The organism is Vibrio agarilyticus, assembly GCF_012641465.1.
Classification (GTDB): domain Bacteria; phylum Pseudomonadota; class Gammaproteobacteria; order Enterobacterales; family Vibrionaceae; genus Vibrio; species Vibrio agarilyticus.
Genome location: NZ_JABAIK010000026.1, coordinates 25922 through 42948 on the forward strand (window position 1 = coordinate 25922; position 17027 = coordinate 42948).

The following is a 17027-nucleotide window of genomic DNA, read 5'->3' on the forward strand; positions in this document are numbered from 1 at the left end:
ACGCCAAGTTTACTCATTGCGCTCTTTTTTGCGAGTCTCTTTTTTGGGCTTGCTGTGTGGCTTTTTCTTACGCGCCTTGGTCACTTTGGGTTTAGCCGCTTTGCCTTTTTTACCTTTTTTGTCGGCCTCACTTGGGCGCTTAGTTGGCTCAACAGATTGAGGCTCAGCCTCTGTCTGGCGGGCAAAACTGTCACTGCGCGCTCGCGTGGCGCCACGTTTCTTCTCTTTGGCTTTGCGCTTGGCGTCAGCAACTCGCTTCTTCGCTGTTTTCCCTTCGCCGCGCAACTTACGATTGGTATCAAGCAATTCAAAATCAATTTGACGATCATTTAAGTTCACTGAAAGTACTTTGACTTTAACCAGATCCCCCAAGCGATAAATACGGCCAAAACTCTCACCAATTAAACGTTGGCCAATTGGATCGAACTGATAATAATCATTTTCCAACGTGGAAATATGCACCAAACCATCAATATGGAGTTCGGTTAAGCGAACGAAGAAACCAAAGCCGGTCACATTAGCAATCACGCCATCGAGTTCTTCGCCAACGTGATCTTGCATGTATTCGCACTTAAGCCAATCGGCCACTTCGCGCGTTGCGTCATCGGCGCGGCGTTCGGTCATTGAGCATTGTTCACCAAAGCCATCCATGTCATCAAAGGAGTAGTGGTAGCCACCTGTTGGGGTCCAACGGTCTTGATTCTGTCTTTGCTCTTTGGCAATCAGATATTTGATTGCGCGATGCAGTAACAAATCCGGATAACGACGGATCGGTGAGGTAAAGTGAGCATAACGTTTGAGTGCTAAGCCAAAGTGACCCGCGTTATCTGCACTATAAATCGCTTGCTTCATCGAGCGCAGTAGCATGGTCTGAATAAGCTCTTTGTCTTTACGCTCGCCAATACGACGGACCAAATCCGCGTAGTCGGTCGGTGATGGCTCTAACCCACCATCCAGATGCAATCCAAGCTCACCAAGAAAATCACGGAACCCTTGCAGTTTAAGCTCTCCTGGGGACTCATGAATACGATACAGCGCTGGCTCTTTGGCTTTTTCGACCAATGAAGCGGAAGCGATATTGGCCAAAATCATACACTCTTCGATGATCTTATGTGCATCGTTACGAATCACAGGTTCGATGCGTTCAATCTTACGTTCAGGATTGAAAATGAACTTGGTTTCAACCGTTTCAAACTCAATCGCCCCACGTAAGTCACGCGCTTCTTTGAGCACAAGGTACATTTTGTGCAGCTCTTCAAGGTGCGGTACCAACTTGTGATAACGAAGACGAAGATCTTCCTCGCCCTCCAAAATGGCGCTCACTTTGCTGTAGGTCAGGCGCGCATGAGAGTTCATGACCGCTTCATAGTGTTTATACCCTGACAGTTTGCCTGTTGCAGAGATGGTCATTTCGCACACCATGCACAAACGATCGACTTGTGGGTTCAGCGAACACAAGCCGTTTGAGAGCACCTCGGGTAACATCGGCACCACTTGTGAGGGGAAATAGACCGAGTTACCGCGGTTTATCGCTTCTTTGTCTAATGCGCTGTCAGGGCGGACATAATAACTAACATCGGCAATCGCGACCCACAAACGCCAGCCACCGCCTTTTTTGGCTTCACAATAGACGGCATCATCAAAATCGCGCGCGTCCTCACCATCGATGGTGACCAAAGGCAACTCACGCAGATCGACTCGTCCCTTTTTCGCCGCCTCTGGCACTTCTTCGCCCAAATTAGCAATTTGCTGAGTGACTGCTTCAGGCCAGTCATGGGGAATTTGATGCGTTCGAATCGCAATTTGCGTCTCCATGCCGGGCGCCATATTCTCGCCAAGGACCTCTATCACTTTGCCCATCATGCCGCGAGTGCGTGCGCCACGGTCAGTGATCTCAATGACCACCACATTGCCCATGCGCGCGCCAGCACGCAGCTCGTTGGGGATCAAAATATCTTGGCTAATACGCGAATCATCTGGCACAACATAGGAATAGCCAAACTCGGTAAAAAAGCGCCCAACAATGTGATCTTGACGCTCTTCAATTAAGCGAACCAAACGGCCTTCACGACGGCCACGCTTGCTGTTGTCGGTTGGCTGAACTAAGACTAAATCCCCGTGGATCAAGGTCTTCATCTGATGATGAGGCAAAACGATATCATCATCTTTACTCACGCTGCCCTCAGGTCGCACCCAGCCATGACCGTCTTTGTGACCGATGACGTAACCTTTTACCATCTCAAGCTTATCAGGCAATGCGTAACATTGGCGCCGAGTAAACACCAACTGACCATCGCGCTCCATCGCACGTAAACGACGACGCAAGGCTTCATAATGCTCTTCGCCTTTCAGCTCTAATGCCGCAAATAAGTCATTGCGATTCATTGGCATCCCCGCGTTGGCGAGAAAATCGAGTAAGAACTCGCGGCTAGGAATGGGGTTGTCGTAATTTTCAGATTCGCGATCAGCAAAGGGATCGTTATGAGTGCGGTCTGACATAGGCGGGCCTACTAGATAGGGAAGGTATGCAGCTAGTATATCTGACTCTTTTTGTTAAGCGACAGAAATGCTTCTAAAAATCACCCTCTTCTCACGATTATTAACATCTGAGTCAAAAGCAATTAACCGGAAGAATAAAGCGGCGTATAATAGTTGCTCAATTGAGCTTTAAAGACAGGAACAAGCAAAATACGCAGTGGCGTAAACCTAATCGGGAATATAAGGGGACCGGTGCAAACTCACCAAAACGTATCTCGACGTTTAGCACGCGCGATAACATTGTCAGGCATACGCTGCTCCAGACCATTGCGTAACACTGAAATGCGTTTGTGTTGACGCGTATCTGCCGTGACTGAGTTATAAAGCCAACGATAAGCGTCTTCGTAGTCCAAAGGGCTACCGTAATCACGCAGCAGCAGCTCCGCAAGATGGATGCGCGCTTTTAAATTGCCCATGGCGGCTGCTTCGCGCAGATAGGGAATGGCTCGCTCTTTATCTTGCTGTACCAGTGTCCCTCTCGAGTAGTAACGCCCCAACTGCTCGAGCGCAACGGGTAACCCTTGATGAGCGGCATTTTCCATATAGTAAAGACCCAGTTCGACATCTTGCTCGACGCAAACCCCCCAAGCCAGCATATCACCATAGAGAAATTCATAGGTCGGCAAGCTGATGCGTGTCGCACGAGCGACAATGTCTTCAACCAGTTGGCAACCGTCTGCACGAACTCGTTCAAGATGCTGATTCTTTTCAATCCAGACCAGAAGCTCCGTTTCACTATAGATAGGCACTGGCGCGCCCACATCTAATCCTCCTGCGGTGGCTGAGGAAAGGCCAAGTGATAACAGCAGTGTCGTCGCCACTGTGCGAAGCTTCATATCAAATACTCTTTGCGTTTATTCAACTGGATCTGCCGAAAATTGGCGTCTAATGAGCTTATCGGCCAAACCAAGGTATCCTTTAACGCTATTTCCTCACATCGTGCGATAAAACGCGATCCGTGCCACAACACTATTGACTTAGCGTTATTCAAAAAAAAGGCATTAAAAAAGCCGACATGATGTCGGCTTCTGTATCACTTAGTTTGCAGCAAACGGGTGAACTTTAATGATCGTTTCGTTACGATCTGGTCCAGTAGAGATAATGTCCACTGGAACGCCTGTTAGCTCTTCGATACGTTTGATGTAATCAAGCGCAGCTTGTGGAAGCTCATCCAGTGACTTCACACCTACGGTGTTCTCAGACCAACCTGGCATTGTTTCGTAGATTGGCGTCACTTTTTCGTACTCATCTGCGGCCATTGGCGACACTTCAAGCACTGAACCGTCATCCATTTGGTAGCCAGTACAGATTTTAAGCTCTGATAGACCATCCAGAACATCCAGTTTGGTCAAGCAGAAACCCGTCACTGAGTTCAACTGAATTGCGCGACGCATTGCCACAGCATCAAACCAACCGGTACGACGAAGACGACCGGTCGTTGCGCCAAATTCATGGCCAACAGTGCCTAAGTGCTTACCAACAGGATCTTGTTTTTCTTGGCCGTCATACAGCTCAGTTGGGAAAGGACCTGCACCAACGCGAGTGCAGTACGCTTTTGCAATGCCAAGAATATAACCTAGATGACGAGGACCAAAGCCTGAACCTGATGCAACACCACCAGCTGTCGTGTTTGAAGACGTCACGTATGGGTAAGTACCATGGTCGATATCCAGCAGCGTCCCTTGTGCACCTTCAAACATGATCTTATCGCCACGCTTACGCGCTGCATCGAGTTCGTCAGTCACATCAATGACCATTGACGTCAGTAGCTCAGCATAGCCTTTCGCTTGCTCAAGAACCTCTTCGTAGCTGACTGCGTCCGCTTTGTAGTAATTTACCAGCGCAAAGTTATGGTAATCCATCACTTCTTTAAGCTTCTCAGCAAACGCAGCCATGTCGAAAAGATCACCCACGCGCAAACCGCGACGAGCAACTTTATCTTCATAAGCAGGGCCGATACCACGACCAGTTGTGCCGATTGCTTTCTTACCACGCGCTAATTCACGAGCTTGGTCAAGCGCGGCGTGATAAGGCAAAATTAAAGGACATGCTTCAGAAATGAATAGGCGTTCACGTACTGGAATACCACGCTCTTCAAGAGGCTTCATTTCCTTAATTAAAGCATCAGGTGAAAGCACCACACCGTTACCAATAATGCATTTCACATTATCACGAAGGATGCCTGAAGGGATAAGATGGAGAACGGTTTTCTCACCGTCGATGACAAGTGTATGACCTGCGTTGTGACCGCCTTGGTAGCGTACCACGTACTTAGCATCTTCAGTTAACAGGTCGACGATTTTTCCTTTACCTTCGTCACCCCATTGAGTGCCGAGAACGACTACGTTATTACCCATTTTTCCAATTCTGATTGTCAGTTAAAAATGGATTCTAGCACCGAATCACATTTGTTGCAGTCATTTTTTGTTCATAAGCTGCCCAATTAAAGAAAGTAGAGTATCCTGTTGGTTTGATTATTTTTTATCGCGTTTTCGACGATGGTGATACCCAAACAACGGCAAGTAACAAACGCTCAGGTGGTGTAATTATGCCCATCAACGTCAGTTACCGCTCAAATATGGCGCAGAGAAACGCTGTTGTTTTACACACAATTTTAGGTGCTACAAATGATGGAGAATATCGCTTTCATTATCGGATGCGTGTTAATTATCGAAGGCGTCGGCCCACTGGTGCTGCCTAAGCAGTGGCGAAGCGCTATTCGTGAAATCAGTCAGCAACCTGATGTGCGATTGCGTCGTTACGGTGGGGCTTTAGTGGTCGCTGGGGCTGTCACTATCTGGATGTTTATGCCTAAGTAAAATATACCCAAACAATTTGGCGTTGTAAGTAGGCGGCAAACGAGCAAAGCCTCTGGGCACTTCGTGAACATAGGCGAACTATGTGATGAGGTTTGTAAGAGCCAGCCCTTAATTTTTTAAAGAAAAGCGCTGCAACTTCAAGTAGGGCGAGTATAGAAATAACTAGGGCCTCTTACGAGGCCCTAACAATATCAAACGATGCGACGTAACGATTAGTTACTGGTGCTACCATTAGGGTTGTTCATGTATTTGAAGAACACACTATTTGGATCCAGTACTAACACATCATTTTTCGAGTTAAACGATTTCTCATACGCACTAAGCGAACGTAGGAAGCTAAAGAACTCAGGATTTTGACTGTAAGCTGCCGAATAAATTTGCGCCGCCTCTGCATCTGCAGTACCACGAGTCACTCGAGCCGTTTTGTCTGCTTCTGCCAAAATGGTCGCAACTTCAAGCTCGGCTTGCGCACGAATCACCTCTGCTTTCTCACGACCTTGCGAGCGATGCTTACGCGCGACCGACTCACGTTCTGCGCGCATACGACGGTAGATAGAGTCACTGATTTCTTCTGGCAAGTTAATTTTCTTCATTCGAAAATCAACAATGCTTACGCCAAGATCTTTCATCGCACTTGAGCGGGTATCCACCAGTACTTCTTCACGGATCTTGTCACGTTCACCTTCGACTTCCATGGCTTCCGCAACCGCTTCAGAATCGAGTTCAGAACCAAGTTGTGGCACTTGCTGATTGCGCGATCCCGAAACAATTTGCTTAATCTCACGAGAACCGATTTCAGAACGCAGTACATCCGTCACTTTACGTTCCAATAGCGCTTCTGCCGTCATCGCATTACCGCCACCCGTCGCCAAATAATACTGGCCGAAATCTTCGATACGCCACTTGACGTAAGAGTCGATGATCACGTCTTTTTTCTCTGACGTCACAAAGCGGTCTGCACGACCATCCATCGTCTGAATACGCGCATCGAGGACTTTAACGCGATCTGCAATAGGCAATTTGAAATGCAAGCCAGGCTCGTAGATACGTGCAATTTCATTGTTGTCTTTCAGCACTCGACCAAATCGAATCACAATGCCACGTTCGCCTTCTTGAATCACGAACACGGACATCAATAGAAAGATGGCTGCGAGTACCAATACTGGTATAAACAATTTACGCATGCTTAGAATCTCCCTTGACGCGAATCATTGGTACGAGTTGGCGTAGTGCTCGGCGTAGTCGTACGCGCAGGCTCAAGCTCAATTGTCTCATAGACTGAAACGGGCTGCTCGGTTCTTGGCGCTGACGCCGAACGTTGCTCTCCTGCTAATTTATCAATCGGTAGATAAAGCAAATTGCCGCTCGCTTCAGAGTCAATCAGCACTTTTGATGTGCTTGAATACACCTGCTGCATCGCATCCAGATACAGACGATCGCGTGTTACGCTTGGCGCCGCCAAATATTCTGGCAGCAGTTTGTCAAACTGAGCAACTTGACCTTCTGCTTCATTAACGATGCGTTCGCTGTAACCTTGCGCTTCTTTTTTCAAGCGCTCAGCACGACCGGTCGCCTTAGGTAAGATTTCGTTTTTGTATGCTTCCGCTTCACGAATGTAACGCTCTTCATCCTCACGCGCTGCAATCGCATCATCAAATGCATCTTTCACCTGCTCGGGTGGGCGCGCAGATTGGAAGTTCACATCCACGATGATGAGACCCATATCATAACCATCAATGATCTGCTCGAGCGTTTGTTGAGTTGCTTGGCGGATCTCTTGACGACCAGAGGTCAAAATGCTGTCCATGATAGAATCACCAATTACCGCGCGAAGCGCAGAATCGGTCGCTTGACGCAAGGTATCATCCGCATTCGTGACCTGATAAAGGTATTTGTACGGATTGGCAACACGGTACTGAACATCCATCGACACCGAAACCACGTTTTCATCTTTGGTCAACATGGTGCCAGAGGCGCGCAATGAGCGAATCGCCTGAACATTCACTTGTGTGACTTCATCGATGAAGCGCGGACGCCAGTTCAAACCTGGGTCAACAATGCGATCATACTTACCTAATCGTAAGACCACACCACGCTCGGCTTCGCCAACGGTATAAAAACCAGCAAAGAACCAGACTACGATTGCGATGATGGCTATGATACCAAAACCCATCGCACTGCCGCCGCCCATTGAGCTGCCTTTTCCGCCTTTTTTGCCAAAGCGTCCACCCAATTTCGCACTGAGTTTACTAAAGACTTCATCTAAATCTGGCGGCCCTTGATCGCGCCCGCCAGGACGTTGGTTACCGCGATCATTGTTCCCCCAGGGATCATTATCGCGGCCGTTGTTGCCGTTGTTATTTCCAGGCTCATTCCACGCCATTAGAAAGCTCCATCATTATAATATGACGTTATACTGTAGCAGTCCTTTAAGTAACGATAAAGTTACCTAAAAGTGCCCCTTCTCTTTTTTCTATTCTAGACCAATCTGCTTGTTTCATTCGAATATCTATCAACAAGTTACCTTGCTCGTCATATTCTTCCTGTTGAATGCATCTCAGATTGAAAAACTGGCTTCTGAAGCGCCCTTGATGCGCAGGAGGAACACAGAGTCTATGCGCAACCATGTTACTTGCTAACCGCATAGTCAATGCATCAAAGAGCATTTCAATACCACGGCCTTCTTTCGCTGAAAGCCAAACTGCTCTTGGTACCCCTTCGTCATCCAACTCGATTCTCGGTGATTGATCGTCCATCGTGTCGATCTTATTCATCACCAACAAACTTGGCACCTCTGACGCTTCAATTTCTTCAAGCACTTCGTCCACTGCTCGAATATTCTCACGGAAACGCTCATCACTGGCATCAACAACATGTAACAAAATGTCAGCTTCTTGCGTTTCTTGTAACGTGGCTTTAAATGCCGCAACTAAATCGTGCGGTAGATGACGAATAAAGCCAACAGTATCAGCCAAAATTGCAGGACCAACATCGGCCAATTCAATTTTACGTAGCGTCGGATCTAACGTAGCAAACAGTTGATCTGCCGCGTACACACCAGCCGACGTAATACAGTTAAATAGTGTCGATTTTCCGGCGTTGGTATAACCCACTAGAGAAATCGTTGGGATCTCGGCCTTAGCGCGAGCTCTGCGCCCCTGTTCACGTTGTTTTGCGACCTTAGCAAGGCGACGCAAAATCGATTTGATCCGTTCACGCAATAAACGACGGTCAGTCTCAAGCTGAGTTTCACCCGGACCACGTAAGCCTATGCCGCCTTTTTGCCGTTCTAAGTGCGTCCAACCACGAACTAAACGGGTTGAAATATGACGCAACTGCGCCAGTTCAACCTGCAATTTACCTTCATGGGTTCGAGCGCGTTGAGCAAAAATATCGAGAATAAGGCCGGTACGATCAAGTACTCGGCACTTACATAAGCGTTCAAGGTTACGTTCTTGGGCGGGTGAGAGGGCATGATTAAAGATCACAATTTCAGCACCAGTGAATTGTACCGTTTCGGCAATCTCCTGAGCTTTTCCCTCTCCGACGTAGTATTTTGGGTGTGGCGACTGACGACTGCCCGTTACAACTTGCAACGATTCAACCCCAGCCGACGAGACCAGCATTTCAAATTCTGCGAGATCTTCCCATTCACCTTCTTGCGTGAAGTTGATATGAACAAGTACGGCTCGCTCACCGGATTCATAACGGTCAAACAAGCAATCAACTCCTTAAGTTAACCGTGAAACGATCAATCTTCTGATTTTTCTTGATTGCGATCCGCTGGCGCGCGCTCGCCACTGTGATGGCTTACTGCACGTGCAGGAACCACAGTTGAAATTGCGTGCTTGTACACCATTTGGTTCACAGTATTTTTCAAGAGGATCACAAACTGATCGAATGATTCAATTTGACCTTGCAGCTTAATGCCGTTAACCAAGTAAATCGAGACTGGAATTCGCTCGCGGCGAAGTGCATTAAGAAATGGGTCTTGTAGAGATTGCCCCTTAGCCATTTTTATTTTCCTTATTTAATTTCTAGTTGTAATTATTTAGCTAGTGGTGCCCCGCAAAAGAACGCGAACCGTCTTTGCATCTGAGCTAAATCGAGTAAAACACTTCACGTTACTCAAAAGCATAATACCAAAATGCCATTTGCGTTCCCTTTTGAAGTGTAGCCACGCAAAAACGAGCACATTATACACAGCTTGAACGATCAGAATCTATTGCTTCCTTCATCATTTCAAACGCTTGTATTTTGTTCTCGCTATCTAACCAAGTTAAATTATCCCAGCTGCGTAACCAGGTAATTTGTCGCTTGGCCAATTGACGAGTTGCGCACACACCGCGAAATATTGCTTCGTCGCGTGAACACAACTCATCCAAATAATCCCACATTTGACGATACCCTACGCAGCGAATCGAGGGCAAATCTGGGTGTAAATCACCACGTTGGTATAATTGACGCACTTCCTGCTCAAAACCATCTGCCATCATATTGTCAAAGCGTAGTGCAATTCGTCGGTGTAATTCTGAACGCTCTTTTGGGGTAATCGCAAATTGTTTGACTCGGTAAGGTAAACTGTCACCCTTTGTTTGAGTTAATTCCGTTAAAGTTTGACCTGTAATTCGAAAAACTTCCAGCGCTCGAGAAAGGCGCTGAGGATCATTGGGGTGAATACGTGCAGCCGATATAGGATCAATTTGCTTTAATTCATCGTGCAATACAGACCATCCTTTCGTCAATGCTTCATTCTCAATTTGCTGACGAATTTCAGGGTTTGCAGCAGGAAGTGGTGATAAACCCTCAAGTAATGCTTTGAAATACAGCATGGTTCCGCCGACCAGCAAGGGGATACGACCTTGCTCTGTGATGCGCGCCATTTGCTCCAGCGCGTCACGACGAAATTCAGCCGCAGAGTAACTCTCGAGTGGATCGCGAATATCAATTAAACGATGAGGCGCCAGCGCCTGTTCTTGCGCTGTTGGCTTTGCCGTGCCTATGTCCATCCCGCGATAAATTAACGCAGAATCGACGCTAATAATATCGACCGGATATTGCTGATGTAACCGAATCGCCAATTCGGTTTTGCCAGAGGCAGTTGGCCCCATCAAAAATAGGGCAAGTGGGCGTGTATTCGTCATGAGGATGCCAATCGTGCTATCGCTTGAGCAAAATTCACCGGAGTGACAAATGCAGGGTCATTAAATGGCAAGCGGCCTTGCCAAAGATTCTCCAAATCGCCAATTAAGTGAATCGCTTCTGAAAGAGTATAGTGACTTTTTACCTGAGCGACTCGATTTGCCAACCAAGATATTAAGGCCTTCGAGGCCTGTTGTGCCTGCGGCGAGCCACTCAAAGCGAGGTAAGATACCAGATCTGGTAATAAAAGTTGTAAATTTTGCTGGCGCAGTGGCGCTGGCACTCCCATCACCATAATGGCTTTACTTTGGCGGGATTTTAACGCGATCCCGAGATGCTCCAATACAGACTGCCACGCTAATGCGACGTCAATTAACTCAGCATCCATTGCCAATGATAGTGGCACTAAAAGCGGCTGACTTTTCAAACTGCCTTGGTATGGCGTTAGCTGAGCGTAAGTTCGGTAATATTCTGCTCGTGCTAATGAGAGCAATGCCATGGCAGACTTGTCCGCCAGCAAAGCATAACGCGCATCAATAATTGCCACCGCCTTGCCCAACACTTTGACGTCCGGCTCTGCCTCACTCTTGGCAGTGACCGACTCACTTTGCTCATGTGCCGAGGCGGTAACTGAGGATGAGGCTGGCATCAATTCAGGTGTTCGCATTAGCTCCTGATAGGCCGAAACTTGTTGTTTTGATGGGTTTGGCGCCCCATGCTCCGAACGAGAAGCACGGCTTGAAGAACGCCCTGTGGCGCTTTCAGCGCGCCAGTGCCCATCAATATGCTCTGACTTTAGCGGTGCTAACGCAGATGACGGGCGATCATCGGAAACAAAATGGGAAGCGTCACTGGGTAATGTATAACGCTTGCCCGCTCGCGATTCTTCAACGGTCTCTGGCACAGAAGAGTGAGCATTTGGTGCTTGATAATCCGTAGTCAGAGTTGCCCTGCTCGCGATCACATTGCCGGTTTCAGGCTGACGCTCAACTTGCTCCTGCGGTGAAAGTTCCTGCGGATACACGCCTCGCACCGAATCAGGCTCGGCGTGCTGTGGCAACGCTAACCCTTGCGCCAATGCACTGGCGAGCGCCTGATAAATGAAGTCATGCACCAATCGAGCTTGGTGAAACCGCACTTCATGCTTCGCCGGATGCACATTGACATCCACCTGATGTGGGTCCAACTCAATGTACAATACGTAAGCGGCATATTGATCAGGTCGTAGGTTACTCTCATAGCTTTGACGAATCGCATGGTTAATGAGCTTATCGCGCATCATGCGGCCGTTCACATAGCAGTATTGCAAATCACTTTGCTGACGCGCCCCTTCTGGGGTCGCAATCCAGCCTTTTAATGATAAGCCTTGATGTTCCAACGTCACCGCAAGCATATGACGAACAAAACCCGCCCCACACACCGCCGCTAATCGTTTCTCTTTTTGGGTTTCGTTAGTCGCAATCCGATACTGACGCACCACTTTACCGTTGTGCCTCAAGGTAATAGCGACATCAAATCGACTCAAGGCAATACGTTTAAGTAGCTCATCAATATGGGTAAATTCGGTTTTTTCAGTGCGCAGGAATTTGCGGCGCGCTGGCGTATTAAAAAACAGATCCAGCACTTCAACTGTGGTGCCTACGGGGTGCGCACTGGGTTGCAATTTCACCGCCATATCGCGGCCTTCAGCGTAAGCGCTCCAAGCCTCTTCTTGCGTGGCGGGGCGAGAGGTTAAAGTGAGTCGCGAGACAGAGCTAATACTGGCTAAGGCTTCACCGCGAAAGCCCAAGCTGATAATCGCCTCGAGATCATCCAAACTGTGAATTTTGGAGGTCGCATGGCGACTCAGTGCAAGCCCCAATTCATCTTTCGCAATACCACTGCCGTTGTCACGCACGCGAATGAGTTTCGCGCCACCTTTCTCAATATCAATATCGATACGGGTTGCACCAGAATCGATGCTATTTTCCACCAACTCTTTGACAACAGACGCTGGTCGCTCCACGACTTCGCCTGCGGCAATTTGGTTAGCCAATCGCGCTGGAAGAATTTGAATGGCCACACCGCCTCCTTAACCATCGATCCTCAAAAAGCATCTTAATGAGGAATATTGAGAATTTGCCCCACCGCCAACTCATCTGAGCGCAATTTATTTTCGCGGCGTATCGCTTCAACAGTGACGCCGTATTTCGCGGCGATTTTGCCTAAATATTCTCCGCGAGTCACTTTGTGTCGGCGCAAAGGCAAGTCTGCGACATTAACCGTAAGCGTTAATTTTTGCCCGACTCGCAATGTATCGCTACGCAAATTATTTTGCTGCTTAATGGCTGCGACGGAGACGCCATAACGTGTGGCAATCTTGCCAAGAAACTCGCCCGAAGCAACGGTATGCACCAGCGTTTTTGTCGCTGAGTGAGCCGCTGAGGCAGGCGCTGACGAAGCACTCGTCGCATTAGGAATTTTGAGCAACTGGCCAATGGCTAATCCACTCGACGTTAAGTTATTCGCTTTCATAATCGCTTGTGTCGAAGTGCCATAACGTTTAGCAATCAGCGACAGAGCATCACCACGCACCACTTTATGCCATATGGGCTTCACTTGAGCTAACCCTGTGCCTTCCGGCGGGTTCTCTTTTAAGTATTGCACTATCGCTTTGGTCAACGCATTCACCAATTTGTCTTGATGATCACGTTGGAACAGCAAACGTTCTTCGGTCGGATTAGAAATAAACCCAGTTTCCACCAACACCGAGGGGATCTGCGGCGAGCGCAATACCGCTAAACTGGTGTTAATCGGCTTGTTATTGTGTAGCTTAGTGACCTTGCCCATTTCCGACAAAATTGATGTCGCCAGCTTATAGCCCTCTTTTTGTGAATGGCTAAATTGCAAATCAAGTAGCGTTTGGTTGACATTCCGATCGTTAATATTGCCCGCAAATGCGGTGCCAGAGCCACCGAGCAGCTCAGACTGCTTTTCATGATTTTCAACCCAACGTGCAATTTCGGTATTAGCACGGCGCGTGTTTAATACGAATACCGAGCCTCCGCGTGGCTGAGGTGAGGTAAACGCATCTGCGTGAATCGAAACCAAAAGATGCGCATCGGCTTCACGTGCGATGGCGACCCTTCGGTTAAGATTGACAAAATAATCACCACGGCGAGTCAATTTGGTGGTGATCCCAGGAATCGCATCCAATTTCTGCGCTAATTTTTGCGAGATCGACAGTACCGCGGTTTTTTCATATTTGCGTGTCGGGCCGATAGAGCCAGGATCTTCGCCGCCGTGGCCGGGATCGATAGCGATCAAAATATCACGCGCTTTAGGCATTTTTACCGGTTGTGGCTGAGACACACTCGCTGAGGATTTTGTGGCGCTAGGCGCTTTGGCGACTGGTTGAGTTTGCTTACTGGCGCCAGATGGATGATTAAGGTCAATCACCAAGCGATGCCCGTAGCGCCCTCCGGGTGTCGGTGCGAGCTTAAAAAGTTGAGCGTCACTGGCTGTCTTTAGCTCAAGAACCAAACGGTAGGTGCCTTTTTCCGGTGGCGTGCTAGCTCGTACTTTACTCAACACCGGGCTATCACTGACATTCATCGGCAGTGGCGCTTTAGACTGAGTCTGTTTTAGATCCACCACCAAGCGATTGGGTGAGGAGAGCGAAAAATAACTGAAACTGACTTCTTCAGCGACATCAATCACCACACGAGTTTCATCAGGAGATGGCCAGACGCGGATCCCCTGCAACACATTCGCTTGAGCGGAAGCTAAAAAAAACAGTGACAGTGCGGTTAACATCACCGCAAACCAAACGCGTGTAATGTTTAGCATAAGTCCATTTGATCAAGCAGTTGAGCCGCATAAGCGGTGTTTGCAGTCAATGTTGCGCTCCGCTCGACGCCCTGATAGCGCATATCAATATCCAGATCCGCAGCGGGCAACAAACCAGCACCCTTCTCTGGCCACTCGACTAAACAAATAGCATCATCGGTGAAGTAATCTCGAATCCCCATAAACTCGAGCTCTTCTGGATCGGCTAAGCGATACAAATCAAAATGATACACCTGCCAATCAGCCAGTTGATAAGGCTCAACTAAGGTATAGGTTGGACTTTTTACATTACCTACGTGACCAAGAGCACGAATAAAACCGCGACTGAATGTGGTTTTTCCCGCCCCCAAATCACCATGGAGATAAATCGTGGTCTGCTGTGAACACAGCTTGGCTAGTTTTGCGCCTAATGCGACGGTTGCCTGCTCATCGGCAAGCTCAAATGTTTTGATCTTCATAGTCGTTACTCTATTACGCATTTGGCAAAGACGTTCGCCTCTCAGTTGCGTTAACTTTCTTTATTTTTAGGCCCGCTAAGATGACAATCATTTTTAACAACGTTAGGCGCTAGAGGAACGATGTTGAATGACTGACAGTCTCTATACCCAAACAACTTGGCGTTGCAGGTCAGCGGGATACGAGCTGAGGTCACATAGTAAACTGGGACGTTTTTCAAAGACAAGCTTCCGCCCCAACCTTTCGTTGTTTTTCTCGCACTGTAACACAACACAGTGGCACTCCTTAGCTTGATCCGTTAAGATCCGCGGCCATTCTCATCAGGGTGATCATATGGACTACGCAGCGCTGGCACAACAGATCAAAGCATGGGGCCGTGAATTGGGCTTTCAACAAGTTGGGATCTGCGATATCGATTTACATGATCACGAAGCGCCCCTGCAAGCTTGGCTCGACGCCGGTTATCATGGCGAAATGGCGTGGATGGCACGTCACGGTATGATGCGCGCGCGCCCTGCCGAATTATTGCCAGGTACCATTAGAGTCATCAGTGTGCGAATGGACTACCTTCCGCCCAACGCACAATTTGCCAGCAACCTCAACACCCCGACACATGGCTACGTCAGTCGCTATGCACTGGGCCGTGATTATCACAAACTCGTGCGTAAACAGCTGACACTATTAGCGCAAAAAATCGAACACGAAGTTGGCAAGCTAGGTTACCGACCTTTTGTTGACTCCGCCCCCATCCTTGAGCGCCCACTGGCACAAAAAGCTGGACTGGGTTGGACGGGAAAACACTCACTCATCATTAACCCAAACGCAGGATCTTGGTTCTTTCTTGGCGAGCTACTGGTGGATATTCCGCTCCCGGTTGACACTGCGGCAATAAATCAGTGTGGTAAGTGCGTTGCTTGCCAAACCGCCTGTCCAACTCAGGCCATTGTTGCTGATGGTATTGTCGATGCCCGCCGCTGCATTTCTTATCTCACCATCGAGTTTGATGGCGTGATCCCAGAAAAGTTTCGTCGCGCAATTGGAAATCGCATTTATGGTTGCGATGATTGTCAATTAGTCTGCCCTTGGAATCGCCATACTCCACTGACTGAAGAGGTGGACTTTCACCGTCGTCACTCATTCGACAACCCCAACTTATGCGACTACTTTTCATGGAGTGAAGCGCAGTTTCTCAAGCAAATGGAAGGCTCACCTATCCGTCGCATAGGTCATTGGCAATGGCTGCGTAATATTGCAATTGCACTCGGGAACGCACCTTATTCACCGAGCATAGTGACCGCATTAACAGCGCGGCTCGGCGAACATAACGTGCTGGATGAACATATCCACTGGGCTTTGGCAGAGCAGCAGCAAAAAGCGACTCAAGCCTTACCTTTTCAAGCAACCAGTCAGCAAATGCGCCTCATTCGAATTGTGGAAAAAGGCTTACCGCGAGACGCTTAAGGGTCCGAACGGCAAATTAAGTTTCGAATCAGGATATTAGGCTAGGTCACATCGAAGCTGGAATCCGCTTATTAAGCAAACTTGATGTCACTCTCATTTTAGGCTCTGTGGAAAACATTTTCGTTTACCAATACTTTTTCGTGCTTGAAAAAAGTTAAACACAAGAGTAAGAAATGATAAGGATCAAATAAACACCGTGTTTTGATCACAAAAAAACACGTACCAAAACGACCATCTTCGATATTTACTTTAAAAATCAATAAAATAAAAGAAATGACTTAACAAAATGTTGTCATTAAAACTGAAAAGATCTTTCCGTTACTGATTTACCCAAGTGCCAAAAACATGTTATCAACCAACTTATCCACATAATTCATTTTGTGGATAAGTCTGTTAATCAATTCATATTATCTAGGTACAAGCTATCATACCTGTTCAATATTTTGATTGAGGCCTTTTTATAGACGAGAAAAATATCCGAAGCGGATTTATCGGACATTTATTTTTTTGGGGATTCATGCTTCGCAGCATTAGAAAAAGAACAGTAAACACACCAAAGCGTGCTTAACTACAGCCTATCACTGAAATTTGGAGCGACACACGAGGTTCGAACTCGTGACCTCAACCTTGGCAAGGTTGCGCTCTACCAACTGAGCTAGTGTCGCAAATCATTGCTTATCACAATGGCGGATGATGACTCATCCAAAGAAGCTGGAGCGACACACGAGGTTCGAACTCGTGACCTCAACCTTGGCAAGGTTGCGCTCTACCAACTGAGCTAGT

General features: G+C 47.9%; 13 protein-coding genes and 1 tRNA gene. 2 read left to right on the plus strand and 12 right to left on the minus strand.

Going from position 1 to position 17027, the window contains the following annotated elements; all coding sequences use genetic code 11:
- Positions 1-9 precede the first annotated feature (9 nt).
- From rnr to HGP28_RS17610, 3 genes are all read right to left on the minus strand, one after another.
- Positions 10-2499: a ribonuclease R gene (gene rnr, locus HGP28_RS17600; RefSeq protein WP_168837769.1), complete on the minus strand. Its 2490-nt coding sequence runs from the start codon at positions 2497-2499 to the stop codon at positions 10-12.
- 239 nt (positions 2500-2738) lie between these two features.
- Entirely contained in the window at positions 2739-3374 is a 636-nt protein-coding gene (gene motX / locus HGP28_RS17605; protein ID WP_168837770.1) for a flagellar protein MotX, read from the minus strand.
- A gap of 201 nt (positions 3375-3575) precedes the next feature.
- The gene (locus HGP28_RS17610) at positions 3576-4895 is read right to left on the minus strand and encodes an adenylosuccinate synthase (protein ID WP_168837771.1); all 1320 of its coding nucleotides are present in this window, start codon (positions 4893-4895) and stop codon (positions 3576-3578) included.
- 270 nt (positions 4896-5165) lie between these two features.
- Between HGP28_RS17610 and HGP28_RS17615 the strand changes: the two genes are divergently transcribed.
- Positions 5166-5357, plus strand: coding sequence for a DUF2065 domain-containing protein (locus HGP28_RS17615; protein ID WP_168837772.1), 192 nt, complete (start codon positions 5166-5168; stop codon positions 5355-5357).
- 212 nt (positions 5358-5569) lie between these two features.
- On the opposite strand, the gene hflC is transcribed toward HGP28_RS17615, so the two are convergent.
- The 8 genes from hflC to tsaE form a co-directional block, all read right to left on the minus strand.
- Positions 5570-6541 carry a protease modulator HflC gene (hflC, locus tag HGP28_RS17620; RefSeq protein ID WP_168837773.1) on the minus strand — a complete coding sequence of 324 codons (972 nt, stop codon included), beginning with the start codon at positions 6539-6541 and terminating at the stop codon, positions 5570-5572.
- A gap of 2 nt (positions 6542-6543) precedes the next feature.
- On the minus strand, positions 6544-7740 hold the full coding sequence (gene hflK / locus HGP28_RS17625) for an FtsH protease activity modulator HflK (protein ID WP_168837774.1): 1197 nt from the start codon (positions 7738-7740) through the stop codon (positions 6544-6546).
- Between the two features lie 46 nt (positions 7741-7786).
- The gene (hflX, locus tag HGP28_RS17630) at positions 7787-9076 is read right to left on the minus strand and encodes a ribosome rescue GTPase HflX (protein ID WP_168837775.1); all 1290 of its coding nucleotides are present in this window, start codon (positions 9074-9076) and stop codon (positions 7787-7789) included.
- A 32-nt stretch (positions 9077-9108) separates the two neighbouring features.
- Positions 9109-9372: an RNA chaperone Hfq gene (gene hfq / locus HGP28_RS17635; RefSeq protein WP_168837776.1), complete on the minus strand. Its 264-nt coding sequence runs from the start codon at positions 9370-9372 to the stop codon at positions 9109-9111.
- A gap of 181 nt (positions 9373-9553) precedes the next feature.
- Positions 9554-10501: a tRNA (adenosine(37)-N6)-dimethylallyltransferase MiaA gene (miaA, locus tag HGP28_RS17640; protein ID WP_168837777.1), complete on the minus strand. Its 948-nt coding sequence runs from the start codon at positions 10499-10501 to the stop codon at positions 9554-9556.
- Positions 10498-12561 carry a DNA mismatch repair endonuclease MutL gene (gene mutL / locus HGP28_RS17645; protein ID WP_168837778.1) on the minus strand — a complete coding sequence of 688 codons (2064 nt, stop codon included), beginning with the start codon at positions 12559-12561 and terminating at the stop codon, positions 10498-10500. The genes miaA and mutL overlap by 4 nt, the downstream gene beginning before the upstream one ends.
- Before the next feature lie 35 nt (positions 12562-12596).
- Positions 12597-14294: an N-acetylmuramoyl-L-alanine amidase gene (locus HGP28_RS17650; RefSeq protein ID WP_439333868.1), complete on the minus strand. Its 1698-nt coding sequence runs from the start codon at positions 14292-14294 to the stop codon at positions 12597-12599.
- Between the two features lie 26 nt (positions 14295-14320).
- Positions 14321-14785, minus strand: coding sequence for a tRNA (adenosine(37)-N6)-threonylcarbamoyltransferase complex ATPase subunit type 1 TsaE (gene tsaE, locus HGP28_RS17655; protein ID WP_168837780.1), 465 nt, complete (start codon positions 14783-14785; stop codon positions 14321-14323).
- Positions 14786-15116: 331 nt separating this feature from the next.
- On the opposite strand from tsaE, the gene queG reads away from it, so the two are divergent.
- Positions 15117-16244, plus strand: a complete 1128-nt coding sequence (queG, locus tag HGP28_RS17660; protein WP_168837781.1) for a tRNA epoxyqueuosine(34) reductase QueG — start codon at positions 15117-15119, stop codon at positions 16242-16244.
- A 589-nt stretch (positions 16245-16833) separates the two neighbouring features.
- Here the strand turns inward: queG and HGP28_RS17665 are convergent.
- Positions 16834-16909: transfer RNA gene (locus HGP28_RS17665), tRNA-Gly, on the minus strand.
- Between the last annotated feature and the right edge of the window lie 118 nt (positions 16910-17027).